Here is a 26549-nt window from a genome sequence, read left to right on the forward strand (position 1 = left end):
AAACCTCGCTTCTAATCTCAGTGAGTCTTTACAAAACGAGAGATCGCGTCCACCACCCCCGGCGCCAAGGGAAGATTGTCTGCAAAATATGTCGCAATGTTTTCGTTTCGGTCATTTGAGCCGACTGTCTTCAGAACATGGTTGGTGTCCGGAAGTATAACCGATTTGGCGTGCGGGGCAGCCTCATTCAGAAGTTTTGCATCGGCCACTGACACCTGCAGGTCGCGCTCACCTTGCATGATGAGAATGGGTTTGGGGGGCTTGCTCGCCAAATCCGCAGGATCGAGTGCGAAAGTGCTGATGAGAAAATTCTGTACTGCCTGACCGAAAAGCGGAGAAAGCTCGGGCGGAATCTGCGACGCGTCGACACGCCGTCCAGCCGATAACTCGTCGATCGCATGACTTGCTGCATCCATCAGATGCGCGATGTCGGCATTAGCGCTTAATTGTTCCCTGAGAACCTCTCCGAGTGGACGGCCGGCCGTTGCGACAAGGATGACGCCGCAGACATTTTTTAGTCTCTCGGCGGCAGCCAGTGCCACCAATCCGCCCTCGCTATGCCCTAGGAGCCAGACACATCCGGCCCCAGTCCGGCTACGGATTACGTCGATCCATACGCCCGCATCTTGAACGTAGTCATCTACGGTTACCGCGTTGGGATCTTCTACTGCGGCGTGGCTACCGAACATGCCGCGTTTATCTATCCGAACGCTGCCAATTCCCTGTTCACCCAAACCTTCGGCCAGAAGTCGATATGGTGCCGCCTTGACACCTTGCGGATTGTTGCCGTCCCGGTCCGTTGGGCCGGACCCCGGTATGATCAGTATCATAGGCGCACTTTGCGCGGGAAGGATCATCGTCCCTCGTAGTGCACCTTGAGGACCTGGCGCCTCAATCTCGCCGATTGCCGGTATCGAGGTCCCAATGGCGAGCATTGCAGTGATCGTTGCAGATCGCATCTGATGTCTCCGTAAACAATAGTTCTTCGAAGGTTTATCGATCGACAACATGACATTTCCGAGATCCTGTAGGGACGCAGAAGGCTAGGCCGCTTTGGACGAAGAGCTTTTGCTAACAGGTGCCGCTGGTTTGGGCGCTAGCCGACCTAAGTGCAATCAAGCTGGCGTCCCCAAGAGCACCGCTGGCACACGCGTGCAACGCCAAGCCTCAAAAACCATACCGTGCCTGGCGTTTTCACGTGTCGTAGGATAAGACCCACACCAACTGAGCCACGGGCAAGAACACACCTATTCGTAGCACTTGAGGATTAAGGTGTCGGCGCGGCTCCGTTGTCGCAGCTCGCAACGCTACAGGTGGCCTGCGCTCGTTCGGCAAAGAGCTTTGATAATGCCTGCGACGCGACAATCGCTCTCGGAAAGCCGGCGGGCACGGTGATCATGTAGACGATTTCCTTCAACTCATCCTCCGTCACGCCGATGTTCAAGGCATAACGAGCATGTACTGTCATCAGGTCAGTCATACCCATGGCGGCGAAGGTAGCAACCGCTGCGAGTTGCCTTGTACGGTCATCAAGGCCCGGTCTCGACCAAACATCACCGAGCGCGTAGGCCTCGGTCGCTTCCGCCAGGAATGGAAACTCTTCCCGCATGTTCTCGAGATTGTTTTGCGGCACGCCATTGTTGAGCTTGCTGACGACGGCCGCGCCTTTGGCGCGACGTTCCTCGACAGTATCTGCAAGGGCTGGATGCGCCAGAACAAGGACTGCAATGGTGCCAATTGCCGCAAAAGGATAACGGGACAAACGAGCCATTTGATTACTCCATTTTTTCAGGTTGATGCTAGTCGCGGACATTGAGTGGTCCTGCCTCGCCCTGCGGAGCGCATGCCAAGGGCGGGCCTATCTTGAACAAGTGGACTTCACTTGCGTCGCAAGATCATTCCAGCGTGGTGAAGCGTGTTCTCGTCGACGAAGACGCCGTCTGCAGTGAAGCCGGTGTCGTCCCAGTAGTCGATTTGGTTACCGGTAACGACATAAAGCCCCTGGTAAGCGCTTTCGCGGTTGCCACGAGCTTCGTCGTAGCGGCCATTTGGCAAGAGTTCGTGGCGGATGCGACCGTCATCCGTCACCCACATTCCGACGTAGGGGTGGTTTTGTTGTTGGGAGTGATTTGCAGACTGAGCTGGCATGTTGTTCTCGGCTTTTGTGTTTTGGGCCAATGCACCGAAAGCCGTGGCAGTGGCGACGACTATCAGGGCTACAAGCGGAAGAAAATTCTTCATGACTTGACCTTCTATGTTGAGGTTTTGTCCTGATGGAGCGACTTGTTAGAACATTGTCCGTGTGGGGCGGACTACCAGTTCGTTCACATCGACATCTTCGGGTTGCTCAATCGCGAAACGTACAGCGCGCCCTATGGCATCTGGGGTGAGCGCGATCGATCGATAGGTCTTCATCGCTTCCGCCGCCACCGGGTCGGTGATGGTGTTAGCAAGTTCGCTTTCCACGACTCCTGGGTGTATGCAGGTCACGCGCAGTTTGTCATTTTCCTGGCGAAGCCCATCGGAGATTGCTCGGACGGCAAATTTGGTCGCACAGTAAACAGCTGCGGTTGGGGAGGCTGACAGAGCACCGATCGAAGCTATGTTCACGATGTGCCCCGAACCGCGATTGTGCATTTCCGGTAGTACAGCCGCAATGCCGTACAGCACGCCCTTAATGTTCACATCCACCATCAAGTCCCACTCGTCGACTTTGAGTGAAGACATAAGCGATAGCGGCATTACTCCTGCGTTGTTAACGAGGACATCAATGCGGCCATGCTCCCGCCGCGCTTCCTCTGCGAAAGCTGCGAATTCCGCACGATTGGTCACGTCGACCTTGAAGGTGCTGACCTTGCCGCCGAACGACCTGATCTCTTGAGCAACACTCTCGAGGCGGTCTGTGCGGCGAGCGCCGAGCACAACCGTCGCGCCCGCTCTCGCAAGTTCGCGCGCGATCCCGACTCCAATGCCGCTGGATGCGCCAGTAATGAGAGCAACTTTATCCATAGCTTTTCCTCTTGTGGTTTGGTGTTGAACTGAGAGTAGCCTTAGGACATTGTTGCGATAAGCCACCCTTCGCTTAACTCAGAGAGAAGAAAAAATAACCAATGTTGTCGGACCTGAATGCGCTCGCCGTCTTTGCCCTCGTCGCAGAAGAGCGGAGTTTTCGCGCAGCCGCAGATCGCATGGGAGTGACGCGTTCAGCCGTTAGTCAGACGATCCGTAGGCTAGAAGAAACACTCGGTATTGCGCTCGTGAACCGCACAACCCGTAGTGTTGCGCTGACAGAAGCTGGCGAGAGGCTATACGCGGAGGCTGCGCCGGCGTTGCTCGAGATGCAGGGCGCCCTAGATGCCGCCGCGAATTTGACCGGAACCCCGCGGGGACGACTAAATCTGGCAGTGTCATCCATTGCCGAGAGTTTTCTTTCTGGTCCTCTTCTCACGTCCTTTTTGGATCAGAACCCGGACGTAAAACTACACGTCACCGTGACCGACGAGGAATTCGATATCGTTGCGGAAGGATATGATGCTGGTGTGAGGCTGGGAGAGGTGATTGCCCAAGACATGATAGCGGTGCCGGTAACAGGCGAGCAACGTCAACTGGCTGTGGCATCGCCCGCATATCTTGAGCGGCAGGGCATGCCAAGGCATCCAAGTGAGCTTGCAAACCGACGGTGCATCGGGTGGCGTCGATCTGCGAGTGTCGCACCCTATCGGTGGGAGTTCTCTGAGAATGGGCGGGAGTTCTCCGTAGCTGTGGCGGATACAATTACAACCACCGATATGGCGCTGATGATCAAGCTCGCTGTTGCGGGTGCTGGCATCAGCTTTGGCATGGAAGACAGTTTCCGTCCGGCGATTGCGCGCGGTGAGCTGTTGCCGGTTCTAGAGAATTTCTGCCCACACTTTCCCGGTTTCTATCTCTACTACCCAAGCCGGCGTAATATGGCACCGAAACTGAGAGCACTGGTGGAACATCTGCGTAGTTATCGGTGAGTGTGGTCTGCCACGAACGACCGTGTTAGGAGCGATTAAGATTGGACTTGGTCCGACTGTTATTGGGACCGTGCTAGCGGCGGTAGGTATTCATTCGATAGCCAGACTTGGGCCCGACCGAATTCCGGGAAAAGGTCGTTTCGCAGCTCTGGCAACAACCACGACCGGATTCGGGCCCGTTTGCAGGCTCCCTTCGATCCTCAGTCGCCCGCAGAATATAACAGGGCAATGTCTTCGTGATACCGTTTGCAGGGCCCGTCAGCGAACAGGACAACTGCTCGAATTCTTTCAACTACAACGGTGCAGCCATTCGCGAAATGAAAACGCCTGTCGCCTCGTTTGGTCGTTATCATCGTGGGCATTTCATCCTGCGGCCTCTCGTTTTGCACGATAGGCTGCGGCGGAGCCGAATCCCCGCGGGTTAGCTTCCAGCGCAGTATCGGGTATTGTCGGAATGCCCGTGAAATCCGAGAAACGGGCTGTCACCGGAATTTTGACTCCGGAGAAAATTGGAGATGCACTCAATGTGCGGGCTTCTTTTGTCGCCGTGAACGTTCCCAACACCACGATGCCCTTCGCGTGGACAGCCCTCGAATGATTGTCTCCGAATGCGGAATGCAATGCGTTGATCAAATCTTGGGGTGTTTCCTTGCCGCTTGGCGATGTTTGCCCTGCGTGAACTGGAAGAGCTATCGATGCCAGAAGAGCGAGAAGACACGAAAGACGTGGGTTGAATTTTCCCATAGGAAACTCCTTTTTCTGCGGCTGTCTTGGGTTATCGCCAGCTAATAGGAAATTCCCGGTCGATCTTTTACCATTCGGGCATTCGTTGGACGTTTTGACCATGAACCACTTGAGGCTGCTATTTTGACTTGAAAGGTGGCGCACTAGTGTGCGCCACCACCAGAAATGCGACCGGGCTTATTGAGCAGCAACGTGGCGAGCAATGCCACGACGAGAGCAATGCCGAGCAGAAAGAAGGTGTCACTGAAGGCCATTATGTTGGCTTGTCTGCGCAGTTTAAATGCGACCGCAACAACCGCCTTGTGGGCAGCGACCGATTGATCGGTGATGCCGTGATTCATGAAGTACGCTGTCAGCTTTGCCAAGCGATCACGGGTCGCTTCTTCGAACACCGAAACCGAATTGGTGAGAATGTTGGAGTGGAACTGCTCTCGCTTCGTCAGGAACGTCTGCAGTGCGGCGATCCCCACAGCGCCGCCGAGGTTACGCATCATGTTAAAAAGTGCCGACGCTGACCCAGCATTCTCTTGTTCAATGCCAGCGGTAGCGATAGCCGACAGCGGTGTGAAGACAAGTGCCTGGCCTATGGCACGGACGATGTTGGGCCAGAACAGCTGATCGCTCGCATAGTCGCCGGTCATGTGGACGTTCATGAAATTCGATGCGGCGAAAAGGGCGAAGCCGACGACGATCAGAAGGCGAATGTCGAAACGTTTCATCAGGCGCGGAACCAGCGGGATCAGGAGAAGCTGGGGAATGCCTGTCCAAGCCAACACCATGCCGATCTGTTCTGCATTGTATCCTTGGATGCGCGTCACACGGACGATAAGGAGCTCACCGTTCCCGACAAATGACGTAGCCAGGGGCGGCCGCTTCTCGGACCGCCCCTGAACCTCTGTACACACTTGAGAAAGGACGCGATCGACCGCCCTAAACTACACCCGCAAGACGATTTTTCCCTTGCGCCCTTTGATCCGGCCTTCCAGCATCATGTGCGCTTTCACCGCCTCTTCAAGTGCTAAAACCTCGCCAACCTTTGTCCGGAGTTCCCCGACGTCCACCGCCGCGGCGATATCGATCAACTCAGACGACGTTACGTTTACAAGGAAGAACATTGCCTTGATACCGGACGCTGTTGCGATGGTCTGATCAGGCTGAGACACCGCTGAAACGAGTACGCCTCCTTTCCTTATGACTGAAAACGACCTCTTCTGGGTCTCACCGCCTACGAGATCGATGACAGCATCGACATCTGTCACATGATCTTCAAATCGCTCTCGGCTGTAGTCGATAGCGACATGCGCTCCAAGGGATTTTATATAAGGCAAATCCTCAGTCGCAGCAGTCGAAATGACACGAAGCTTTGCCCTGACCGCCAGCTGGACGGCATATGCGCCGACGTTGCCAGCACCGCCATGGATCAAGACGGTCTGTCCCGCAACAAGGCCCGCATGGATAAACAGTGCCTGTTTTGCGGTCACAGCAATTACCGGGATCGAAGCCGCTTCGATGTCGTCGATAGTGACTGGTTTTGGCGCGACCATGTTTGCAACGGCTATCGCATAGTTAGCGTAGGCTCCAGTGAACTGTGTATTTGTCACGCCGTAGATTGGCTGCCCAACTCGCAGGTTTGTTACATCCGTTCCAACCACAACGACCGTTCCGGACAGGTCGGAGCCCAACGTGAGGGGCAGGGGCTGTGGAATGGCGCTTTTTCCAGACCGTACCCATCCGTCCCATGGGCCGACGCCCGCTGCGGCGACCTTCACGAGGATTTCGCCTGGACCAGGCACAGGTGTCGGGACCTCCTCTCGGGTTATTACATCCGGTGGGCCGAACTCGTGGATTCGATACGCGGTCGCCACGGGTGTGCTGATCTTTGATTGTTCTGAGCTAATCATGGTGGATGCTCGCCTCTCACTGTTGACTGTTGTAGATTCCAATCACTGACGTTGCAGTCCGACAAGACTTCCGTATTTCACGATTAAGCTGATTTTTTTGATTTTGGGCCATCATCGTCCGGCGCTGAGGGTAAAATGGCACGAGTTCCAATCCTGAAGCGCTTTTTCCCTGTCCAAGCCTGCTTTAGAACGAAAAGGACATAATCGAACCCAGCGGGATCGTATTGCATTTGTCATGCCCACGGTCTCGGCTAACCTGCTCCTGATGGCGTTTATGCAGTTGGACACGAGGGATGGCAGATGACGGCTTCCGCATTCAGTCGCCGGATTGCATCGGCATTCAATGTCGAGAAAGCGCCCGTCCTGCTGGCAAGGACGGCGCGCAAGGCGGAGCTGGCGCTTATAGACCTTAAAGGAAACTCCGACCATCCGTTCAGGACCGCGACGCTTCCCGACGACGATGCGTTCCTGGTCACTTTAACCCTCAAAGATAATACTTGTCATCAAATGTGGGAGGACGGGAAACCGACCCCACTATCGAACTTGATGGCCGGGCAAACGACGGTACAGGACCTCACGCGACGCCCGGAATACCTTGTCGACAAGCCGTTTCACTTTCAGAGCCTTTATATTCCGCGAAGTGCGTTTGACGAGGTTGCCGATGCCGCCGATGCGCCGAGAATCAGTGACCTGGCGTACAGCCCGGGTGTTGGCGTCCACGACGACATCATCGCGAATCTGATCGGGGTCTTGAGTCGTGCATTCAACAAACCCAGTTCAGTTGACCAGTTGTTCTTGGATCACATCGGTCTGGCCATAGTGGCTCACATCGGCCTCGCTTTTGGCGGGTTGTTTATGGAAGGCAATCCGCTCAAGGGAGGGCTTGCGCCTTGGCAGAAAAAGAGAGCGACTGAAATGCTTGAGGCTCGCCTCGCCACCGGAATTGCAATCGGCGAACTGGCTCTGGAATGCGATCTATCCCACCGCCACTTCTGCCGCGCATTCCGACAGTCGTTGGGCGTCTCGCCTCACGCCTACATGCAAACAATCCGCATTGAAAAAGCGAAACTCCTCCTGCATGCCACCCGGTCCAGTCTCGCCGACATCGGATCAGAATGCGGCTTCGCAGATCAAAGCCACTTCACCCGCGTTTTCACGCAGTTCGAGGGCGTGGCCCCCGGGTTATGGCGGCGTGCCCGAGAGCGCAGTGGAGAAACACGACGTTCATGGCCCTCGATTGGGGCCACGCATCCGCTTTGTTGAACAACAGCGGAGCTTCCCAGATTCTGCGCCATTTCGCCAATCCCTGTCCCAATCATGCAATGCTGGCTATCGCCAAGTCGATAATTTTCAAGAGATGCTGGGCACTGCAGACGGCCCCGCCTGCCGCGGACTTTTGAAGTGAAGCTCTTCGAAAGTCGGAAGTTAAAAAGGAATATTTCGGTGAAGCAGAGGCGAGGAGCCTACAAGATCCTGGGAGCCGTGATCGTGCTTTTCAGCGTCGATTCCGCCGCCTACGCTGAAAATGCTACCGCCGCCCCGGACACCATGGAGGCACGGGTTCAACCGTGCACTCCCTGCCACGGATTGGCGGGCAAGGGAACGACGGATGCATATTTTCCACGTCTGGCGGGCAAGCCTGCCGGATACCTTTACAATCAGCTGATCGCGTTTCGGAGCGGCCGCCGAAAATATCCCCCGATGAACTATCTCCTTCAGTTCATGCCAGACGACTACCTCCGCAAGATCTCCGCATATTTTGCGGAACAGCGCCCGCCATTGCCGCCTGCTTCGAACGCCGAGGTCAGCGGCAAGGTTCTGGAGCGAGGCAAGACGATCGCCACGCAGGGTGATCTGGATAGTGGCGTCCCGGCATGTGTCAGCTGCCATGGTCCGTCGCTGACCGGACAGGAACCCGCGATTCCGGGGCTGTTGGGCCTGCGGGCGACTTACCTCAGTGCTCAGTTGGGCGGATGGAGGTACGGCACGAGGACAGCGATTGCGCCGGACTGCATGCAGATCGTGGCCGGGCACCTCAACGAAGACGACGTCCGCGCAGTCGCTGCGTGGCTTTCATCGATTCCAGCTCCCGCCGATGCGTCACCGGCATCCGCGAAAAGTTACGCATTGCCGTTCGCGTGCGGAAGCCAGCCGGATGAGGATGCTCCCAAATGATCATGGAGAGGGAATGGTCGTACTTGGCATTATGCTTGTCGCTGCTTGCCTGCCCGTCAGCAAGCTCGGCACAAGAGAAGCTGGCGGCGGGGGCGGATGCCGCCGGCATCGAAAAAGGTGAATACCTCGCTCGCGCCGGAGACTGCATAGCCTGCCACACCGCACCCGAAAGCCCAACCTTCTCTGGCGGAAGGCCAATGCCCACGCCATTCGGGACGCTCTACACGTCGAACATCACGCCGGATCCCGCAACTGGGATCGGAAAATGGACGGCTGACGATTTCTACGAAACCATGCACAACGGCAGATACCCAGACGGCGGCCTTTTATATCCGGCAATGCCCTTCGCGTCATATACGAAGGTGACCCGCGAGGACAGCGACGCGATCTACGCGTACCTACGCACAATCGATCCCGTCGTGCACAAGAACCGGGAGCATGAACTCAGCTTCCCCTACAATAACCGCTCGTTGGTTTTGGGCTGGAGGACGCTTTTCTTCAGTGAAGGCGAGTTCCAACCAGACGAAGACAAGTCCGTTGAGTGGAACCGCGGTGCCTACCTTGTCGAGGGTCTCGGCCATTGTGGGATGTGTCACACACCCATAAATGCGCTCGGAGGCAGCTCGGACTCCGAAGCGTTCAAAGGTGGGTTGATCCCCATGCAGAACTGGTATGCACCGTCGCTGACCTCAAACAAGGAAGCGGGGCTTGGGGACTGGAGCATCAAGGACATCACAGACCTTCTGCAGAAAGGCGTCTCCGCCCGAGGAGCCGTCTACGGCCCGATGGCCGACGTGGTATATAACAGCCTTCAGTATCTGACCGACGAAGATACTGTTGCGATGGCGGTCTACCTCAAGAGCATTGCACAAGACTCGCCGCAGTCGCCCGTTTCCCGTCTGCCTAGCTCGGAGAGCAGCCTCCTGATCAGTCTGGGGAAGACGGTTTACGACGGTCAGTGTGCGAGCTGTCACGGCGTCGGCGGAGAGGGAAAACCGCCACACTTTCCCCCGCTCGCGGGCAACCAGTCAATCCAGATGGATTCCGCGGTGAACGCGATACGCATGGTTCTCAACGGCGGTTACGCCCCCGGCACCAAATCCAATCCAATGCCTTATGGCATGCCCCCCTTTGCAGTCTCGCTCTCGGATAACGAAGTGGCGGCGGTCGTCAGCTACATTCGAACTTCCTGGGGGAACCGGGGGACCACCGTTAGTGCCGCGGAGGCGAACGAGTTGCGCAAGGCACCGCTTCAATGAGGACGCCATGATAAACACCGAATTAAAGATATCGGAATCCCCACGCGTGATCGAGGAACGTGTAGAGAGCATCGTTTCATCAGGGCCCGTCGGGGCATTGACCGTGGCAGGGATCGCGACCGCTATCGTTGTCCTGATGTGGTTGCTCTTCTATCTGCTGGTGTTCTTGCCGCGCGGTGGCCTGCAATGAGCGATCAAGCAGCCCACTTGAAAAGTATTTCGGTCGCAGCACGCGTGGAGCGTAACTGGGCCTCCGTCGCTGTCTAGGTAATTGCGTTCATGACGGGCATGGCGGCTTACGCAGGCGTCCATCAGGCAACTATGCCCCAGGCAAGAGTCGAGACGGTCGATCCCACGACATTGCATCTGGGCGGAGAGTTTGTTGAGTCTAATCTCGGAAGCGCGATCGAACCCGACGGATCCGTGACAGTTCGAGCAATCGGACAGCAGTATTCATTCACGCCTCAATGCATTCTCGTCCCGGCAAACACACCGATCAAAATCCGCGCGACGAGCGCCGATGTCGTTCATGGCCTTCTGATCCAGCAGACGAACGTCAACGCAATGCTGGTTCCAGGCTACGTGTCCGTTCTGACTGCCAGTTTTACGCAGCCCGGCGAACATCTCATGCCCTGCCAGGAATTCTGCAGTGTCGGGCATGAGGGGATGTGGGGTCGGGTTAAGATCATTCCCAAGGAAGATTTTCTGGCAATCGCGGCAACCCAGCGGAGGTTGAGCTGTGTTGAATAGCAAGAGGCTGATCCTTGCTCACTTCTGGCTTGCATTTGCGCTTTTCGGACTCGCGCTGCTGCTCGGTGCATGGCAAATGTTCATTCGCAGTCCCATGGCTGCGTGGATCGGGAACCCGGAATGGTACTATCGGTCGCTTACCGCGCACGGCACCATCATGGCGTATGTGTTTCCTACGCTGATAGCCATGGGGTTTGGCTACGCGATCAGCGAAAGCTCGCTCAAACAGGCGCTAATCGGAGCCCGTTGGGCGTGGATTGGGTTCTGGCTGATCGTGGTCGGGACCGTTACATCCATGATCCCTGTCTCGTTAGGGCTCGCCTCGGTGCTCTATACGTTCTATCCGCCGCTGATCGGAAACCCGTTTTACTACATCGGAATTGTTCTCGTTGTCGGCGGATCCTGGATATGGGTCGCTCTGATGGCGATCAATCTAGCGAGTTGGAAGCGCTCTAACCGCGGTGTTCCTGTTCCGCTCGCAATGTATGCGAATGTCGCGAGTTCCTGGCTGTGGGGCTGGACGGCAGTTGGCGCGGCACTTGAACTGGTTCTCCAGATCCTTCCCGTCGCGCTCGGGTTCAAATCAACGATCGACGCCGGGCTCGCCCGTGTATTCTTCTCATGGACACTTCATGCAATTGTCTATTTCTGGCTGATGCCGACCTACATCGCCTACTACACGATCGTTCCCAGGGCGATAGGCGGCAAGCTCTACAGCGATTCCATGGCACGCATTTCCTTCGTATTATTCCTTGTCGTGGCAATGCCGATCGGGATCCATCACACGTTCGCGGATCCGCAGGTCGGAGCGGGGTTCAAGTTCATCCACTCGGCGTTCACAGCGATTGTTGCGCTCCCGACGCTTCTGACGGTATTCACGATCTGTGCGTCAGTCGAAATCGCTGGGCGGCTGCGCGGCGGGCGAGGACCGTTCGGGTGGCTGACAGCGCTCCCATGGCAAAACCCAGTTATGCTCGCGGTCGCCTTCTCGTTCATCATGCTCGGCTTCGGCGGCGCGGGCGGCCTCATCAACATGAGCTACCAGTTGGATGCGTCGATTCACAACACCCAGTGGATCACCGGGCACTTTCATCTGATCTTCGGAGGGGCGATCGTCATCATGTATTTCGTCATCGCTTACGATCTCTGGCCTCACCTGACGGGACGGGAAATCCGCAACCTTCACCTGATGAGGGTTCAGCTTTGGCTCTGGTTCGTGGGGATGATTGTCACAACTTTCCCATGGCATTACGTCGGCGTTCTGGGAATGCCACGGCGAATGGCGTTCTTCGATTATACCGATCCGGCGATCGCTCCTGATGCAATCCCGGTGGTCATGTCAGCGTTTGGCGGATTCCTTCTGGTGGTGTCAGCTGGAGTGTTCTTCGCCATCCTTTATAAGAGCCAGCGCTCTCCTCTGTGCGATGCCGGTCCGTATCGTTTCAGCGTCGCCGTCCATCCTCAGACGAAGGTGCCCGTCGCACTCAACGGCCATGCGCTGTGGATTGCCCTGATGATCGGCCTGACTGTAACAAACTACGGTTTCCCCATTGCCCAGCTCACCGTGCGCAGCGACACATCGGTTCCCGCATATTACGTTGGAACACGGAAATGATTGAAGAGCGGCTGTTTTCCTTGAAAAACATCTGGTTCGTCGGGAGCGTCGGAGCTGCGGCCTCGGTACTGGTCGTTTCTGGCGGTCTGGCTTTTCTTGTCCTGCCCTATACAGAGCGTGGAAACCGGATCGCTGGTATATGGGACGCAATATGTAGCGCTGCAGGCGTACCGAAGAAGTCTTCTCAAAGCGAGACGGTGGCATCGCAGACCAAGCTCTCCAGCGTGGTTTTGAATTCCGACATGTTCAAGCACCCGGCACCTGTGTCCATCGGACGAGGTGCCACGCTGGCACAACAATGTGCCATCTGCCACGGACCCACAGGCGTCAGTCGTGCAGACTCTCCCAATCTCGCGGGGCAGTACCCGAGTGTCATCTACAAGCAGCTTCATGACTTCAAAACGGGCGCACGCGTGAACGCCGTCATGAGCCCGTTCCTGGCGTCGATGACCGAGCAAGACATTCTCGACGTCGCGTCTTATTACGCTTTCCTTCCACGGCCTCCCGGATACCATCCGGACACAGCCGAGGTTGCGCCGACCATTGTGGAGAGCGGAGCACCGATGCGCGGCATCGCTCCCTGCGGGTCATGTCACGGCGGCATCGAGAACAAGGCGGGTAGTCCTTGGCTTGAAGGCCAGTCGGCAGTGTACATCAAGGCACAGCTTCACGCGTTCGCTAACGGCTCTCGGACAAATGACATTAGCCTGCAGATGCGAAACGTGGCTCGTCAGATGATTGATAAGGAAATCGACCAGGCCGCGGAATACTATGCGTCGAAGCCGCTCACCGAATCTGGTGAGTGACCACTTCGTTCAACGAGCTACGAGAGCTCGTCGCAGATACTTTCGGGTTTCGGTAATTCGCAGGTCGCTGCTTAGGAGCTCGGTGTCGACGTCGTTGGGAAGAAAAAGGCTGTCCTCCGGTGGCGGGACCGGAGAACAGCCAAACCTGGCAGCGAGGGGGGCCGGGAACGCGGCCGGGAACGGGCCGCTTTCGAAGCGGTGGGAGGGGAGCCACTTGCTTCGAAACTAATGTACCTTGGCGTTGCGACAGAAGATTGAAGAATTCGTCGAGTAATTTTACGCAAAGGACTCAGTTTTCCCCTTTTTACGCGACAGCGCGTGCCAGGGCGCAACGCGACCAGAGCTGATGCAGAGCACTAACCAGATGATCGATATCCGCATCCGAATGCAGCGGTGTCGGCGTGATGCGCAGGCGCTCGGTCTTTTTCGGCACCGTCGGATAGTTGATCGGTTGGACATAGACGCCGCAATTGTCGAGCAAGAGATCGGAGATCCACTTGCACTTGGAGGCATCGCCGACGATCACCGGTACGATATGACTCGGATTGTTGAGATGCGGAATGCCGTTCTTGTCGAGCAGATTGCGCAGCCGGCGGACACGTTCCTGATGGGCGAAGCGTTCCACCTGGCTTTCCTTGAGATGCCGGATCGAGGCAACCGCACCGGCAGCAAGCGCTGGCGGCAGCGCCGTCGTGAAGATGAATCCGGACGCAAACGAGCGGATGAAATCGCAAAGCGCCGTGGACGCAGCAATATAACCGCCCATCACGCCAAAGGCCTTGCCAATCGTACCTTCGATCACCGTCAGGCGGTGCATCAGGCCTTCGCGTTCAGCGATGCCGCCGCCACGGGCGCCGTACATGCCGACAGCGTGCACTTCATCGAGATAGGTCATCGCGCCATACTTGTCGGCCAGATCACAGATTTCCTTGATCGGCGAAATATCGCCGTCCATCGAATACACCGATTCGAACGCGATGATTTTTGGCGCACGTGGATCGGCGGCCTGGAGCTTGGCTTCGAGGTCGGTGAGTGAATTGTGCTTGAAGATGACCCGCTCGCACTTGGAGTAGCGGATGCCTTCGATCATCGATGCGTGATTCCCGGCGTCCGAAAAGACGATCACACCGGGAATCTTCGAACAGAGCGTGATCGGCAAGTTCGCGCTCGAGAAGAACGTGATAGTGGTTGGTGCCCGAAATATTCCGGGTGCCCCCAGCACCCGCGCCACACTGGTCGATGGCGAGTTTCATCGCCTCGGTGACTTTGGGGTGCTGGCCCATGCCAAGATAGTCGTTGGAACACCAGACGGTGACGTCCTGTTTCTCGCCGGCCGAATTGTAGCGGGTCGCCTTGGGGAATTGTCCGCTCTGGCGCTCCAGATCGGCAAAAACGCGGTAGCGGCCTTCCTGATGCAGGCCGTCCAGCTCGCCTTTAAAGAAACTCTCGAAATCCATTGGCCTGGTCTTATTTGATCGCAACACTTTTTAAATGATGCAAACACAACGCGCTTGGACGATTGGGCCAAAAACATCTTGTTCAAGACACCAGCACAGCACGAATATGCGAGCCAGCCATGCCGCGTCTTGGGGACCTGCATCTCGGTCGCCATAGGTTTTGCGCTGCAAAATCACTAAACATTCGCTGATGACAAAGCGCACTGTGCAATTCGGTTCGCCTGGCCTAAATAACTACAAATATTTAGATAATTTCGCCGACCACCGGTAGGTTCGAATTGGTTCAAGGCGAGCGAGTGGAACCAGAGTTTAATGCCGAAATTATTTCGGTTGAATCGGATGGACAACGTGCTGGCGATCTTAAATCAAGCCTAACGCGCGCAGTCTCTTTGCCAATTCTCAGCGACGTCGGCCACGCTTCTCTGCTTCGTCATCATAGCCAGGTGGCTTTGTTTTTACCCAATTGACGAACTTCTGTATCGCGGGGTCCTCGAGAATAGCTGAGACCGTGGAGAACTTCTTCGCCAACTGGGCGTCCGTGAAGGCTGCATGTATGTGGCTATGGCATATCCGGTGCAAAGGCACCTTGATCTTGCCACCCTTGCTCCTGGGAACAAGATGGTGGTCCTCGATCTGGTCGTCAGGTATTACCCGCTCGCAGAGCGTGCAGATGACTGGCTCCGGCTCGACATCTTGCGAAGCAAAATCGTCTCTGTTCTTGCGTGCCATCGATTTGGTGTCTCTCTATCGGCTGTCAGGCTGCGTCCGCGCCGCTTCGATAGACCATCCCTGGCATGCCGACAACACCAAGCCGGTTTCAACAAGGCACTGGCGTTTGTATCGGAGTAATAGAGGGGAGTAAGGACGATAAGCTCGATTAGTCGATCCTCGAGACACGCGATAGGGAATTACACAATATTGCCGATGAGTTGCGGCCTACGCTTTGGTTTCTATTGGGCCCACATCTGTTCTTGGCGAGCGGATGAGCACCGATCAGACCAAATTGATCACCACGTCGATATTGTTGCGGGTAGCTTTCGAATACGGGCAGGTCTGATGAGCCGCATTGACGATCGCCTGGGCAACATCATCGGCCAACCCGGGCAAACTGACGTTGAGCCGCGCCAGCACCGCAGCGACCTTTGGCGTTCGTCGCATTTTCGCCAACCGACGGCGTTGGATCACGATCCTGGCCTTGCCCCTAAGCTTCTCGACCGCATCGGCAAAGTCCGACGGGCTACCTCGCCCCGCATCGTTGTCTTTGCCAGCCAGCGCCAACAGCGCCGCCCCGATTGAACCCAAATCTGCGGAGTAGGCAGCAAGAAATGCAAGCTCGACCGTTTCCTCCGGACCTGGTCGTAATCCTTCAAGAAAGGACAGCGCGGGCCAGCTATCGATCGCCGCGCTCACTGTGCTGCCGCCAGATCGTTCAGCAGAGTTCCAACCTGCTCCCAACGATGGTGCAGCGGGGTCGCGAGCCCGTGCTCATCACCCGACCACTCCAAGCGACGAGTTCGCCCGTTCGGCGTTCGTGCAAGCCGCGCGCGCGTGCCTTTTCTCGCCTCCGCCGCCTCATAAGAGTCGAAGAGCACGTCCGCATGCCGGGACCCATCCTCCAACCACGTCTTCGTCGCACACAAGACGGCTCTCAGCTTGGAAGGCAGGCTGCCGATGTCGGCTTCGAGCGCGTCGACATCGAGCTTCCTGGCGGTCGCGCCGTGCGTGTCCACGATATTAACGAGATGCTCGCGATGGCGCGACGATATCGGGCGCTTGTCCTCCCGCTCGAACATAGATTCCAATAGGGCGTCGTAAATGGCACGACCGATACCTGCCAAACTAGCCGCCTGCTCGGCCCGAATGAGCGCCGGACGATCCGGTCCCGCAATCGCCCTGACTTCCGCCGACCACATCCTGTCCGGGGCGGCGACACCAGTTCGCACCAGTCGCGCCAGCAGAGACAATTCATGGTCATTCGGGCGTCGCAACGCAGAGAGTTTTTCCTGGAGGAAGTCCGCCTCATCACGTTCAAGGTCAGGCGTGATAGGGCCCTCACGCCAGTTATCCGGACGCGCTGGTAGGCCGATAAATAGCGGATCGAAGCCGAACAGGCCTGGCCGTCGTCATCAGTTGTTGTGCCGATGGGACGAAGCAAACGGTGCGCTTGGCTGCGCGTGATGGTTTTCCCGTTCAGCCTTGGCCTGAGCACGCCCCATACAGCCAAAGCATTCCAGTAGACCGTTGATGGTGGCTGGCTTGATGGCTTGGGAAAAACGGGCCTGCCTATCACGCCTGCACCAGCCAGGCGCCCTGCAAGCTCGCACTCGCGATCACGAAGTGCGCGCGTTGCCGCCGGCCCCGTCAGACCTGCCAAATCTTCGAATAGCCAAGGGACGATAATCGCGTAACGCGCTCTCGTATGCAGCACAGATGTGCCGGGAAAGAACCGGTCTGCATAACTCTGATGGATTGTCAGAAAGCCGATCTCATCTCTGACGCCTGTGGATTCTTCATCCATCTGCGCTTTCGCGCGCTCCAAGGCATCGCGCGAAAGATACGACCACCCCAGCGATGGCTCCACGCCTTGTGGGCGCCTCACGCGTTCGCCCCGCTGAGGCCAGCGCATCGCTCAATGGTGATGGCGGTCACTTTATCATGCGCGAACCTAGCAGCTTCGGCCTCACCGGCGAACGCGGGCAGGTGAAGCGTCTTGGCGCGCTCGGACAGTCGCCCGGCAAGTTCGCTCATAGCCGCCTCGGCGTCACCGACCGTCAGACCGATCGTGCGCGCCAGCGCGAGGAAATCCTGCCGCGTCAGCCGATCATCCTTGCCGTTTAACTTCAACGCCATCCGGTCACCGCCAAGCCCCGGAAAGACACGCGTGGTGACGGCGTCATAGAGCGGCGCGAAACGCGCAGTCGTAAAAGCCTTGGCGCCTGGGTCAGCCGTCTTGAGCATCGCGAGGTTCTTCAGGTGCATATCGCCGTCGGCAATCAGCCAGGCGAAGACCGCGCGGCGGAACAAGATGTCGAGGTCGGCGACCGAATCTGTCGAAAGCGGGCGCAGACCCCGCGCCATGCGCTCGATCGTGCCATCATATTTCGCGGCGGCCGGCAGGTCCAAAATGGAGCAAAAGTCCTCCAGCGCCAGACGCCGCTCATCCTGCAGACCACGCCGAATGTCGAAGCGCTCGACCACCAGAGCCGGCGACATGCCATCGGGCATCTCAAGCAGGGCCGCGTCCGGCACCTCGAACCTGGCCGCGCGGCCAAATTCCAGGCAAAGCCACTCGACAATCGGCAGCATCTCGAAGCCCGCCGTGCCGGCGGGCTTGAGAATATGGGTGAACGGCTGGTCGATGGCTGGGACGAGAGCGCCATCCGGCATCAGGCTCATCGGAGCCTTGATCTGGACGCCCGACAGGCGCGGCGTTTCGGCGCGCGCGAAGATGCGCGCCAGGTTCTGCTCGAATGTCTCCTCGATCTCACCGCGCGCTGGGCCAACGTAATGGCCGGTAAAGCGGCCTGCATCGACGAAACCGGCGAGCGTCGTGGTAAGAATATCGGCAGGCAACGCCGCCAGCTCGTCGCGGCCCTCCACGATGACGATATTGGACATGTAGCGTCGCCCGCGCCGCAACGCCTCGCGTTCGTCGCGCTCGTGAAGGACCTGGGCAAGCCAGCCCTCCGGTAGCAGCGACTCGATGAAGGCCGGCAACTTACCCGGCGTCGTCTCGCGAACCAGTACCGGGCCCGTGCGCCTTTGAGGCTTCCAGCGCCACTCGAAACCGTCATGGGTCAACCGGCCCAGTGGATTGCCATGCCACGCGACCAGGAGATCGAGCGCCGCCTTGTTGACCGGGGTCTTGGCGGCGCCCGGCTGAGCTAGCAGGAAGCGTTCGGCGCCTTCCCCCTCGCGGTACCATTCATTTTCACGCGCCAAGGCCCAGACGGCATCGGCCGCAGTCTGGGGCGTGCCATGCTCCTCCACCAGACGCGCCGCCATTTGGGCGCGCATCTCGGCAGTGACGGCGCTGGCATGCTCGCTTCGCAGTCGAAAGGCCTCAAGAAATCGCTGACGCGGCGAGGATATGTCGACCCGCAGCTCTCCCAGATCGTCGCCAATCACCGCAATCGCCGTCGAGGGGTGCGCCGGCGCTTCGTTCTGGACGATCTCCAGGGTCCGCAGCCGCGTGCGCTGATTACGACGCCCGCTGATGAACAGTCGCCCGTCCGGGGTCGGCGCCAGGAGAACCGCGCTGGCAGACGACAGATAAGCGTTGGGGTATAGATAGTGCGCGATGCGGACGGCATGACCCAGGATGGCCACCTCGGCGTCGGCGTCATGATCGGCATAAACGCCGCGAACGAGCTGGACGAGTTCGCCGGCCTGGGCGCGCTGATGCGCGCGTTTGGCGTCGATTGTCTCTCCGACCAAATGGATAGCCATAGGATTATCTCGCATCTCAGATGCGCGTTAATACCACCTCCTCCGCTAAAAAGCAAGAATTATCACGCACCTAAGATGCGTGATAATTCCGCCACAAGCCCGGGGTGGAGCGCGTTGATGAGGCCGCATCAACGCGCTCCAGGACAATCGTGCCGCCAAGCGGCACGCAGCCAACCCTATGACGGCTGGCCTAGCGGGCTCCGAGCGGGTTCGCCGCCGCCACCGTCCTTGATCCGCCCCACACGACGGCTTCTCCGACGGTCCCGGCGCTTATGGGTCCCGGTCCCCAGGCGGCTGCAGGACCAGCTGACGCGGGCGCAGATCGACGACACCAACGAGAAGGCCAAGACGAGCCGCGACGGCGCGGCCAAGGCCGTGCGCTTCGCGTGGAGCCACATCCTCTTTCCGGTCAAGACCGAGGCCACGATCGCCGGCGCGGCATTCGACCTGGACCATCTGTCAATCTCCTCGAAAGACCGTGCCGCGATCCCGGCAGCCGTCTATGAGAAGGCAAAGAACGACGGCATCGCTAAGGAAAGACTGGGTCCTGATGCGTTGTGGCTTCATCTCAAGCCGCTTTGGTCCGACGAGCGGCCGCACCTCGGCATCAGCGAAATCGCCGATTGGTTCGCCTCGTTTGTGTACCTTCCCAAGGCGCGCGACCGCGTGGTCTTGGAAGGCGCGATCCGCGACGCGCTCGGCAAGCTAGATCCAGCCTTCGGATATGCCGATCGCTTCGATGAAGAGGCCGATGCTTATTTCGGCCTGGCTTGGGCGAAGACCCCGCCAGAGCTTTTTCCGGCATCCGCCGTCTTGGTCCGCTCCGATATCGCGCTGGCGCGCACGCGAGAAACCAATGCGCCCGCCACGACTTCTGCCGACGGAAAGGTGATACTCCCAGGTGAGGCGGTTCCTCCCGAACAGAGTTCTGTAAGCAATGCCGGAAGGGGAGAAGCCAGCAAGCCGCGACGCTTCTATGGCTCTGTCGAACTCGACCCCACGCGCCCCGTGAAGGCGTTTGACGCCGTTCTCAACGCTGTGGTCATGGAGCTACAACGCACCCAGGGCGCCAAAGTGAAAATCACCCTAGAGATCGAGGCGGAAACCGAGGGCGGCTTTGACGAGGCCGACGTCGGCGTGGTGCGAGACAATGCTCGCCAGCTCAAATTTCGTGCGGATTCGACAGGCTCGAATGAGCAGCGCGTAGCACGATACCAAAGGTGGCAATGTGCGGGTTTGGTGGAATTGGTAAACGCGCTGGATCCGGTACCCAGTTCCGTAAGGAGTTCCGGTTCGACGCCGGCCACCCGCACCATCCCTTGAGAACCGGACGCTGCGCTTTATAATGCAGAGGCCACAAATTCTAATCTTCTCGCGTGCGCCACTGCGATACAAAGCTATGGCTGCCAATCGTGGGCGATCGCTCGCCGCGCCGGCTATTCTGCGGTTCGCGGAGCAATTTCTCCCAGCGATCACGCGCTTGGCAGAACCGTTGCGCTGCATGGCGCCGACGGTTATTAACGACCGGTCGATGCCGACAAAAGGGATTTGCTACCCGTAATTAACCCCGTGAGATTGAAATGAGCTGCTGACGAAGCCAAAGGGATCCGGCATCGCCTTGTGTTCGCGCGTGCCAGAGCATCTGATAGCCAAAGCCCTCTATGTCGAGCGGCGGGCGGAAGCTGATCAACCGGTGGGCGGATGCCAACTCGCGGGCCGCTCTTTCGGGGAACGTCAGGACGAAGTCGGTTTTGGACGCAACCACCGCTGCAGTTGCAAAATAAGGCAGCCACATTGCGATCCGGCGGGATCGTCCGAGCGCCGCGAGCCGATCGTCCATTTCGCTTGTGCGACCGCCAAACACACTGACGAGAATGTGCGGGTAGTCGAGAAAAGCATCGAGATCCAATCGGCCGTTTCTGAGGCGATCTTGAAGCGAGTGGCCTTTTCGCACGAACGAAAGGTAGGTTTCCCCAAAGAGGTTGGCCCGCTGCAAATCGTCCGGCACGGGCTCATCGCTGTAGAGAACGATATCCACATCGCCGTTGGAGGCGCGGCGGAATGCCTCTTGCGAGAACGGCAGCACCTCAATGCCGGCGTTGGGCGCTTTTGCGGCAAAGACGGCAGCAAGCGACGGCAGGAGGGCGATGGCGCCATAGTCGGTCGTGGCGATGCGAAAGATGCGATCGCTCGTCTTGGCGGAAAACTCCTGCGCCTTAAGCAGGTCGTCGATGTCATCCAGCAATTTGGAGATCGAGTCCGCCAAGGCCTCGGCCCTGGGCGTTGCAAGCACCCCTCCCGCGCCTTTGATGAATAATTGATCTGCGAAAACATGACGGAGCCGGCCAATTGCCCGACTCACCGCCGGCTGGCTCATGTTGAGCTTTTGAGCGGCAAGAGTGACGTTTCGCGTTTGCAAAACCGCGCGCAGGACGACGAGCAGGTTGAGGTCGAGTCGACGTAATCCGGATGAAGCCATAGTATATATCCACATGATGCATTGGACGCATCATCGCGCCTGCTTCATTCTCCGTCTAGTGATTTCGAACGGAAAGAATGAGATCGTCATGCAAAATGATCGCACCCATGACGCCATGCGGCGGCGGCTCTTGCAGGCGATGGCGGCTCTGCCTGTCGCAGTCTCGGGACCGCTTGCGCTCTTTCCCGCAAAAGCAAGAGCAGAAGGATTTCCGAGCATGACAAGCATTGCTTCCATGGCGTCGAGCGCGGGCGCCTACCAAATCGAACGCGTCAATTTTGAAAGCGCCGGAGTACCGCTGATCGGTCTCCTGTTCACGCCGACGGCCACGCAATCTCCGATGCCCGGCGTCGTTATCATCGGACCATTCGGGTTCGTCAAAGAGCAGTCGCCAATGGAATATGCGACGAGACTTGCTCGAGACGGGTTTGCCGCGCTGATTTTCGATCCTCGTTTCGGCGGCGAAAGCGGTGGAGAACCGCGCCGTTATGAGAGTCCCACGGCGAAAATCGCGGACATCAAGGCCGCGATCTCCTTCCTCGTAGCCCGCCCGGAAACTCGCAAAGATGGAGTCTTCGCGCTCGGGATCTGCCAAGGATCCTCGGAGATGATCGCAGCGGTGTCGGACGATGCCAGAATCAAAGCTTTGGCGACGGTCTCTGGCCAGTATCTCTACAGGGAGAATCTGAAAGGGTTCTTTGGCGGCGGCGGGCCCACTCTTGACGCGCGCATCGCCCGTGGCCAGGCGGCAAAGGCCAAATTCGAGGCAAGCGGCGAGGTCGACTACACGCCGGTGGTGAGTTCGGACGACAAGAGCTCTGGTCTTCCGTGGCCCGAGATTTACGACTGGTATCACCCCTGGACGACGTCCAAGTGGGGCGAGCCCAGCCGCTGGGAAAATCGCTACACGACCATGAGCGACGCCGAGGTGTGGACGTTCGATGTCGATGCCTATGCCGTCAAGCTGCAGTTGCCGACGCTGATGATTCACGGCGAACGATCAGACGGCTTTGTCGCAGCGGTCCAGCACGTGTTCGATAAGGTGCCGGCCAAAGACAAGAAACTCGTCATCGTCGAGGGGGTATTTCACACTCGGTTCTACGACGATCCGCTGGTGATCGAACCAACCGCGGCCGAAGTGGCGCAATGGTTCAAGTCCAATGTCAAGTCGGAGCGAGGCTGATCATGCGGAAGATTTCCATTGTCTTGGCCCTTTCCGCTTTTGTCGTTGCGCCGGCTCACGCGGCCAAATCCTGTCAAAGCCCGGGAACTCCATCCGAGAACATCACCTTGGTGAAGGGCTTTTATGAAGCCTTCAACACTCCTTCGAAACCGATGCTCGACGGCATTCTCGCGGATGATTGGGTGGATGTACCGCTGGCGCCTGGCCAGGGGCCAGGCCGCGAAGGGATGAAAGGTGCGCTCGACGGGTTACTCGCGTCGTTCCCGGATTTCCACGTCAAGAATGAAGACTTCATCGCCGCTGGCGACAAGGTTGTCGTCCGCTCGATCATCACCGCGACGCAACGTGGCGCCTTCGCCGGCGTCCCCGCGACGGGCAAACCCCTCAAAATCATGGCGATCGACATACATCAAATCTGCAACGGCCGGGTCTTACAGACTTGGCACCTGGAGGATTGGCTGAGCGCCCTTTTCCAGATCGGCGCGATGCCGCCGGAATTGTGAAATCTGACTAGTGGACGAGCCATTGGACCCCTATCAAAGTATTCTCGATGCGACGGCAAGACATCGAAGCCAGCATCATTGCAAAGCCTTTCCTTTTGGAGACGGTGCCTCGTTGGGCGTCCTGGCAGCGGCCGCCGCCGCGCACCGGATCGTCGAATGCGGGACAGCACTCGGATACACCGCGTGCTGGTTCGCGAGAGGAAGCGCGGCGGCACGCATCGACACGATCGATTTCGACGAGCAGCATGTCCGGCTGGCCCGCGAGAGTATTGCGGCTGCCGGCTTCGGCGATCGGGTGACCGTGCATCACGGAGCCTTCGAGGATGTCCTGCCGAAGCTTGCTTCCGGGTACGACATTGCGTTCTTCGATGGTTTTGCGCCCTCGCTTCAGGATTTGGATTTACTTAGTTCGTTGCTCCGTATCGGCGGAATTTTGATCAGCACCAATCTTGGGCTCGGCGGCCGCGAGACCGCTCAGTATCGTGAGATGATCGGCGACCCTGCAAATTGGATGACGAGTTTGATGGCAGAAGGCGGACGAACCGCCGTCAGCGTCAAGCTCAAGGCCTGAAAGAGACCACTTATGTATGCAATCACGGGCGCTAATGGACAAACCGGCTCTGCAACAGTGCGCCATTTACTCAGTAAAGGCGCCTCAGTTAAGGCGATCGTGCGCAAACCAGATCAAGTCGCGCGCTGGATCGACGCTGGCGCTGAGGTCGCTGTCGTCAATCTACTTGACACAGATGCGCTCGCCAATGCGTGCCGCGGTGCGCATGGCGTCTATCTCATAAACCCACCCGCATACGGCGAACCGGACATCTTCGCGCACTCCGCGCGGGTCCACGCGTCGCTGATCGCCGCGACTGAGACCGCTGACGTTTCGCATGTGGTCGCATTGTCGTCGGTGGGTGCTCAGCACGCCGATGGCACCGGCAATATCAGGACGACCCACGATCTGGAGCATCGGCTAGCGCGGTTCAAAGTCCCGGCGACAATCGTGCGCGCCGCGAATTTCATGGAAAATTGGAGTTGGTCGCTTCAGCGCGTTACCTCGGAGGGCATTCTCACATCGATGTTCTCGCCGGTTTCGAAGCGTCTGCCGATGGTTTCCGTCGCGGACATCGGGAGAGTTGCGGGCGAACAGCTACTGGCGGGTACTGACGCGCCGTCGCTGATCGAGCTTCATGGGCCGAAGGATTATTCGCCGAACGATGCCGCCGCCGCTCTGAGCGAACTTGTCGGTCGCCCAGTCGAAGCCGTTCCCGTGCCTGATAATCAATGGAGCGCCATCTTCGCCGAGGCAGGGTTCTCACCGAACGCGGTCGAGGCCTTCTGCGAACTGTATCGCGGGTTCAACAGTGGGCATACTGCGTTTGAGAGCCGGGGCGTCACAATTCGTGGCGAAACGACACTCTTGGAAGCGTTACGCGACTTGATAATTTCCAAGTAAACTGGCAGCAAATGTCAATCGTGCATCTGTATTGTGCGAACTAGAAAGTTGGAGAATGGCGAAACCCGGGCAACGCCGATTGGCGATTTTATCGTGCGATTTCAGCATGGGCATCGTTAGTGCTAAACCTGACCTCCATCTTACAAGTGATTTGCGTTTCGGAGCAACTGAGTTTTCGACGAGCGGCGGCGATGCTTTGCGTTCCGAAATCCGCTGTGAGCCGTCGCGTTCGCAACCTTGAAGACGAACTTGGGGTCTCACTTTTCGAGCGGCATAGTGGAGGCGTGCGCACCACCGTAGCGGGCAGTCATTCATCGACCGCGCGAGGAAGGCGTTGCTCGAACTGGATTATGCGGTGAAGGGCGCCAGACGCGCGGGCCGCGGTGCGGAGGAGGGACATCTGCGCGTAGGCACCTTCGCATCGATTGCTTTAGGTTTCGTTCACGGTCTTCTGGCGGCATATTCGGCCGAGCATCCCGACGTCGCGATCGAGGTGGTCGAATGCGCACCTCGGGAGCAGATGGGGCGCATTAAAGAGCGCCGACTCGATGTGGCATTCATCACTGGCATCCCAACATCGCCAGGCTTCGACTTCGAACTATTGTGGCATGAGCGGGTATTTGTGGTCGTACCCGCTGCGCATCCCCTCGCTGCGGAACAAAATGTCGTGTGGTCAACGCTTAAGAACGAGCATTTTATCGTCAGCTCAGATGAGCCTGGCCCTGAGATCCACGATTTTATCGTCAAGCAACTCTCCGAACTCGGTCATCAGCCGAAGGTGGAGCGATACCAGGTCGGTCGCGAGACGCTTAGGCACAGTCGTAGGGCGTCGCGACCGCGACCGAGATCCACTTCCAGCCCTCGGCGGCGATGGTCTCGGCCTCCACCTTCAGCTCGTCGGCGACCAGGCGGTCGAGCAAGGCCACGTCTTCCAGCCAGCCGCCGTCGTCGCTCTGAACAGGTCGCGCATGATGACGCCGCCCGCGTCGGCATAGGCCTCCAGCCCGACCGCTTGTCGGAGGCGCGAACCGTCGTCTCGGTCAGCATCCGGCGGATCTGGTAGGGCTCCTTGCTGTAGGAACGTGCGAGTCCTTCCCAGACCTGTTCCTGCCGGGTGTGGTCCTGGCTGACGGTGAAGGCCATCAGCTGCTCCAGGGTCATGCCGTCTTCGGCATAGAGTTCGAGCAGGTTCTGCGATACCGCGGCGAGCCGCAGCCGCTGCTTCACCACAGCGACCGGCACGAAGAACGCCGCCGCGATATCCTCCTCGGGCTGGCCCTTCTCGCGCATCGCCTGGAAGGCGCGGAACTGGTCGAGCGAATGCAGATCGACGCGCTCTGCATTCTCGGGCAGCGAGTCTTCTTCCGCCGAGGTGGTGGCATTGGCGTCCTTGGGGATGCACGGCACCGGGGCGGTCTTGGCCAGGCGCTTCTGCTTGACGAGAAGCTCGAGCGCCCGGAAACGGCGACCGCCGGCCGGAACCTCGAACATTCCGGTCTCCACGCCATCGGCGTCAAGCACAGGCCGGACGCTGAGGCCTTGAAGCAGGCCGCGCCGCGCGATGCTCTCGGCCAACTCCTCGATCGAGACGCCGGCCTTCACACGCCGGACGTTGGGCTGGCTCAGCACCAGCTTGTTGAAGGGGATGTCGCGCGAGGACGTCGAACTGGTCGAGGTGTTGTCAGACCGTTTCGGCCGCCAGCCGCCGCTTCCCGACTGGGTGTATAACGGCGCGATCATCGGCCTGAAGGATGGGGAGAATTCCTTTTCGCGG

The 26549-nt window shown here is 58.3% G+C and carries 24 protein-coding genes and 4 pseudogenes; 14 read left to right on the plus strand and 14 right to left on the minus strand.

The window, feature by feature from the left end; genetic code table 11:
- Positions 1-17 precede the first annotated feature (17 nt).
- The 4 genes from ASD36_RS10615 to ASD36_RS10630 form a co-directional block, all read right to left on the minus strand.
- Positions 18-1010, minus strand: coding sequence for an alpha/beta fold hydrolase (locus ASD36_RS10615; protein WP_244489781.1), 993 nt, complete (start codon positions 1008-1010; stop codon positions 18-20).
- A 257-nt stretch (positions 1011-1267) separates the two neighbouring features.
- Positions 1268-1771, minus strand: coding sequence for a carboxymuconolactone decarboxylase family protein (locus ASD36_RS10620; protein ID WP_060510118.1), 504 nt, complete (start codon positions 1769-1771; stop codon positions 1268-1270).
- A 107-nt stretch (positions 1772-1878) separates the two neighbouring features.
- Positions 1879-2241: an Atu4866 domain-containing protein gene (locus ASD36_RS10625; RefSeq protein WP_082562731.1), complete on the minus strand. Its 363-nt coding sequence runs from the start codon at positions 2239-2241 to the stop codon at positions 1879-1881.
- 45 nt (positions 2242-2286) lie between these two features.
- Positions 2287-3009: an SDR family oxidoreductase gene (locus tag ASD36_RS10630; protein ID WP_060510120.1), complete on the minus strand. Its 723-nt coding sequence runs from the start codon at positions 3007-3009 to the stop codon at positions 2287-2289.
- 101 nt (positions 3010-3110) lie between these two features.
- Here ASD36_RS10630 and ASD36_RS10635 point away from each other — a divergent pair, with 101 nt between their 5' ends.
- Positions 3111-4001 (plus strand): LysR family transcriptional regulator, encoded by an 891-nt coding sequence (locus ASD36_RS10635; RefSeq protein ID WP_060510122.1) that lies wholly within the window; start codon positions 3111-3113, stop codon positions 3999-4001.
- 363 nt (positions 4002-4364) lie between these two features.
- Here ASD36_RS10635 and ASD36_RS30545 read toward each other — a convergent pair whose 3' ends face one another.
- The 3 genes and pseudogenes from ASD36_RS30545 to ASD36_RS10645 all read right to left on the minus strand — a co-directional run bounded on the left by ASD36_RS30545 (position 4365) and on the right by ASD36_RS10645 (position 6646).
- Complete coding sequence (locus ASD36_RS30545) at positions 4365-4745, minus strand: catalase (RefSeq protein WP_112834725.1); 381 nt, start codon at positions 4743-4745, stop codon at positions 4365-4367.
- Between the two features lie 143 nt (positions 4746-4888).
- Positions 4889-5578: pseudogene (locus ASD36_RS10640) on the minus strand (MFS transporter); the annotation flags it as partial.
- A gap of 102 nt (positions 5579-5680) precedes the next feature.
- On the minus strand, positions 5681-6646 hold the full coding sequence (locus ASD36_RS10645) for an NADP-dependent oxidoreductase (RefSeq protein ID WP_060510124.1): 966 nt from the start codon (positions 6644-6646) through the stop codon (positions 5681-5683).
- Between the two features lie 300 nt (positions 6647-6946).
- On the opposite strand from ASD36_RS10645, the gene ASD36_RS10650 reads away from it, so the two are divergent.
- From ASD36_RS10650 to ASD36_RS10680, 7 genes and pseudogenes are all read left to right on the plus strand, one after another.
- Positions 6947-7909: an AraC family transcriptional regulator gene (locus ASD36_RS10650; RefSeq protein ID WP_060510126.1), complete on the plus strand. Its 963-nt coding sequence runs from the start codon at positions 6947-6949 to the stop codon at positions 7907-7909.
- 219 nt (positions 7910-8128) lie between these two features.
- Positions 8129-8821, plus strand: coding sequence for a c-type cytochrome (locus ASD36_RS10655; protein WP_244489784.1), 693 nt, complete (start codon positions 8129-8131; stop codon positions 8819-8821).
- Positions 8818-10080 (plus strand): cytochrome c, encoded by a 1263-nt coding sequence (locus ASD36_RS10660; RefSeq protein WP_162252448.1) that lies wholly within the window; start codon positions 8818-8820, stop codon positions 10078-10080. Before ASD36_RS10655 ends, ASD36_RS10660 begins: the two co-directional genes overlap by 4 nt.
- A 7-nt stretch (positions 10081-10087) precedes the next feature.
- Positions 10088-10270: a hypothetical protein gene (locus ASD36_RS10665; protein ID WP_060510131.1), complete on the plus strand. Its 183-nt coding sequence runs from the start codon at positions 10088-10090 to the stop codon at positions 10268-10270.
- A pseudogene (locus ASD36_RS10670) lies at positions 10267-10830 on the plus strand (cytochrome C oxidase subunit II). Before ASD36_RS10665 ends, ASD36_RS10670 begins: the two are co-directional and overlap by 4 nt.
- Positions 10820-12445: a b(o/a)3-type cytochrome-c oxidase subunit 1 gene (locus ASD36_RS10675; protein WP_060510133.1), complete on the plus strand. Its 1626-nt coding sequence runs from the start codon at positions 10820-10822 to the stop codon at positions 12443-12445. Before ASD36_RS10670 ends, ASD36_RS10675 begins: the two are co-directional and overlap by 11 nt.
- Positions 12442-13251 (plus strand): c-type cytochrome, encoded by an 810-nt coding sequence (locus ASD36_RS10680; protein ID WP_060510135.1) that lies wholly within the window; start codon positions 12442-12444, stop codon positions 13249-13251. The genes ASD36_RS10675 and ASD36_RS10680 overlap by 4 nt, the downstream gene beginning before the upstream one ends.
- Positions 13252-13555: 304 nt before the next feature.
- Here the strand turns inward: ASD36_RS10680 and hemA are convergent.
- The 5 genes and pseudogenes from hemA to ASD36_RS10705 all read right to left on the minus strand — a co-directional run bounded on the left by hemA (position 13556) and on the right by ASD36_RS10705 (position 19157).
- A pseudogene (gene hemA / locus ASD36_RS10685) lies at positions 13556-14708 on the minus strand (5-aminolevulinate synthase).
- A 399-nt stretch (positions 14709-15107) separates the two neighbouring features.
- On the minus strand, positions 15108-15437 hold the full coding sequence (locus tag ASD36_RS10690; protein ID WP_060510136.1) for a restriction endonuclease: 330 nt from the start codon (positions 15435-15437) through the stop codon (positions 15108-15110).
- 264 nt (positions 15438-15701) lie between these two features.
- Positions 15702-16118, minus strand: coding sequence for an OsmC family protein (locus tag ASD36_RS31320; RefSeq protein WP_082562732.1), 417 nt, complete (start codon positions 16116-16118; stop codon positions 15702-15704).
- On the minus strand, positions 16115-16696 hold the full coding sequence (locus ASD36_RS31100) for a hypothetical protein (RefSeq protein ID WP_200954893.1): 582 nt from the start codon (positions 16694-16696) through the stop codon (positions 16115-16117). The genes ASD36_RS31320 and ASD36_RS31100 overlap by 4 nt, the downstream gene beginning before the upstream one ends.
- Positions 16697-17303: 607 nt before the next feature.
- Positions 17304-19157, minus strand: coding sequence for a HipA domain-containing protein (locus ASD36_RS10705; protein ID WP_060510138.1), 1854 nt, complete (start codon positions 19155-19157; stop codon positions 17304-17306).
- Positions 19158-19385: 228 nt separating this feature from the next.
- Between ASD36_RS10705 and ASD36_RS29890 the strand changes: the two genes are divergently transcribed.
- The gene (locus ASD36_RS29890; protein ID WP_200954894.1) at positions 19386-20480 is read left to right on the plus strand and encodes a hypothetical protein; all 1095 of its coding nucleotides are present in this window, start codon (positions 19386-19388) and stop codon (positions 20478-20480) included.
- Between the two features lie 238 nt (positions 20481-20718).
- Here ASD36_RS29890 and ASD36_RS10725 read toward each other — a convergent pair whose 3' ends face one another.
- Complete coding sequence (locus tag ASD36_RS10725) at positions 20719-21636, minus strand: LysR family transcriptional regulator (protein WP_060510144.1); 918 nt, start codon at positions 21634-21636, stop codon at positions 20719-20721.
- An 88-nt stretch (positions 21637-21724) separates the two neighbouring features.
- Here ASD36_RS10725 and ASD36_RS10730 point away from each other — a divergent pair, with 88 nt between their 5' ends.
- The 5 genes from ASD36_RS10730 (at position 21725) to ASD36_RS31675 (ending at position 25134) form a co-directional block, all read left to right on the plus strand.
- Positions 21725-22819, plus strand: coding sequence for an alpha/beta hydrolase (locus tag ASD36_RS10730; protein ID WP_162252449.1), 1095 nt, complete (start codon positions 21725-21727; stop codon positions 22817-22819).
- A gap of 23 nt (positions 22820-22842) precedes the next feature.
- Positions 22843-23322 (plus strand): ester cyclase, encoded by a 480-nt coding sequence (locus ASD36_RS10735; protein ID WP_162252450.1) that lies wholly within the window; start codon positions 22843-22845, stop codon positions 23320-23322.
- A gap of 22 nt (positions 23323-23344) precedes the next feature.
- Positions 23345-23893, plus strand: a complete 549-nt coding sequence (locus ASD36_RS10740; RefSeq protein ID WP_162252451.1) for a class I SAM-dependent methyltransferase — start codon at positions 23345-23347, stop codon at positions 23891-23893.
- Between the two features lie 12 nt (positions 23894-23905).
- Positions 23906-24775 carry an NAD(P)H-binding protein gene (locus ASD36_RS10745; RefSeq protein WP_060510150.1) on the plus strand — a complete coding sequence of 290 codons (870 nt, stop codon included), beginning with the start codon at positions 23906-23908 and terminating at the stop codon, positions 24773-24775.
- A 191-nt stretch (positions 24776-24966) separates the two neighbouring features.
- Entirely contained in the window at positions 24967-25134 is a 168-nt protein-coding gene (locus ASD36_RS31675; protein ID WP_200954896.1) for a LysR family transcriptional regulator, read from the plus strand.
- 474 nt (positions 25135-25608) lie between these two features.
- Here the strand turns inward: ASD36_RS31675 and ASD36_RS10750 are convergent.
- Positions 25609-26422, minus strand: a pseudogene (locus ASD36_RS10750) (ParB/RepB/Spo0J family partition protein); the annotation flags it as partial.
- Between the last annotated feature and the right edge of the window lie 127 nt (positions 26423-26549).

Source organism: Rhizobium sp. Root1334, from assembly GCF_001426665.1.
GTDB lineage: Bacteria > Pseudomonadota > Alphaproteobacteria > Rhizobiales > Rhizobiaceae > Pararhizobium.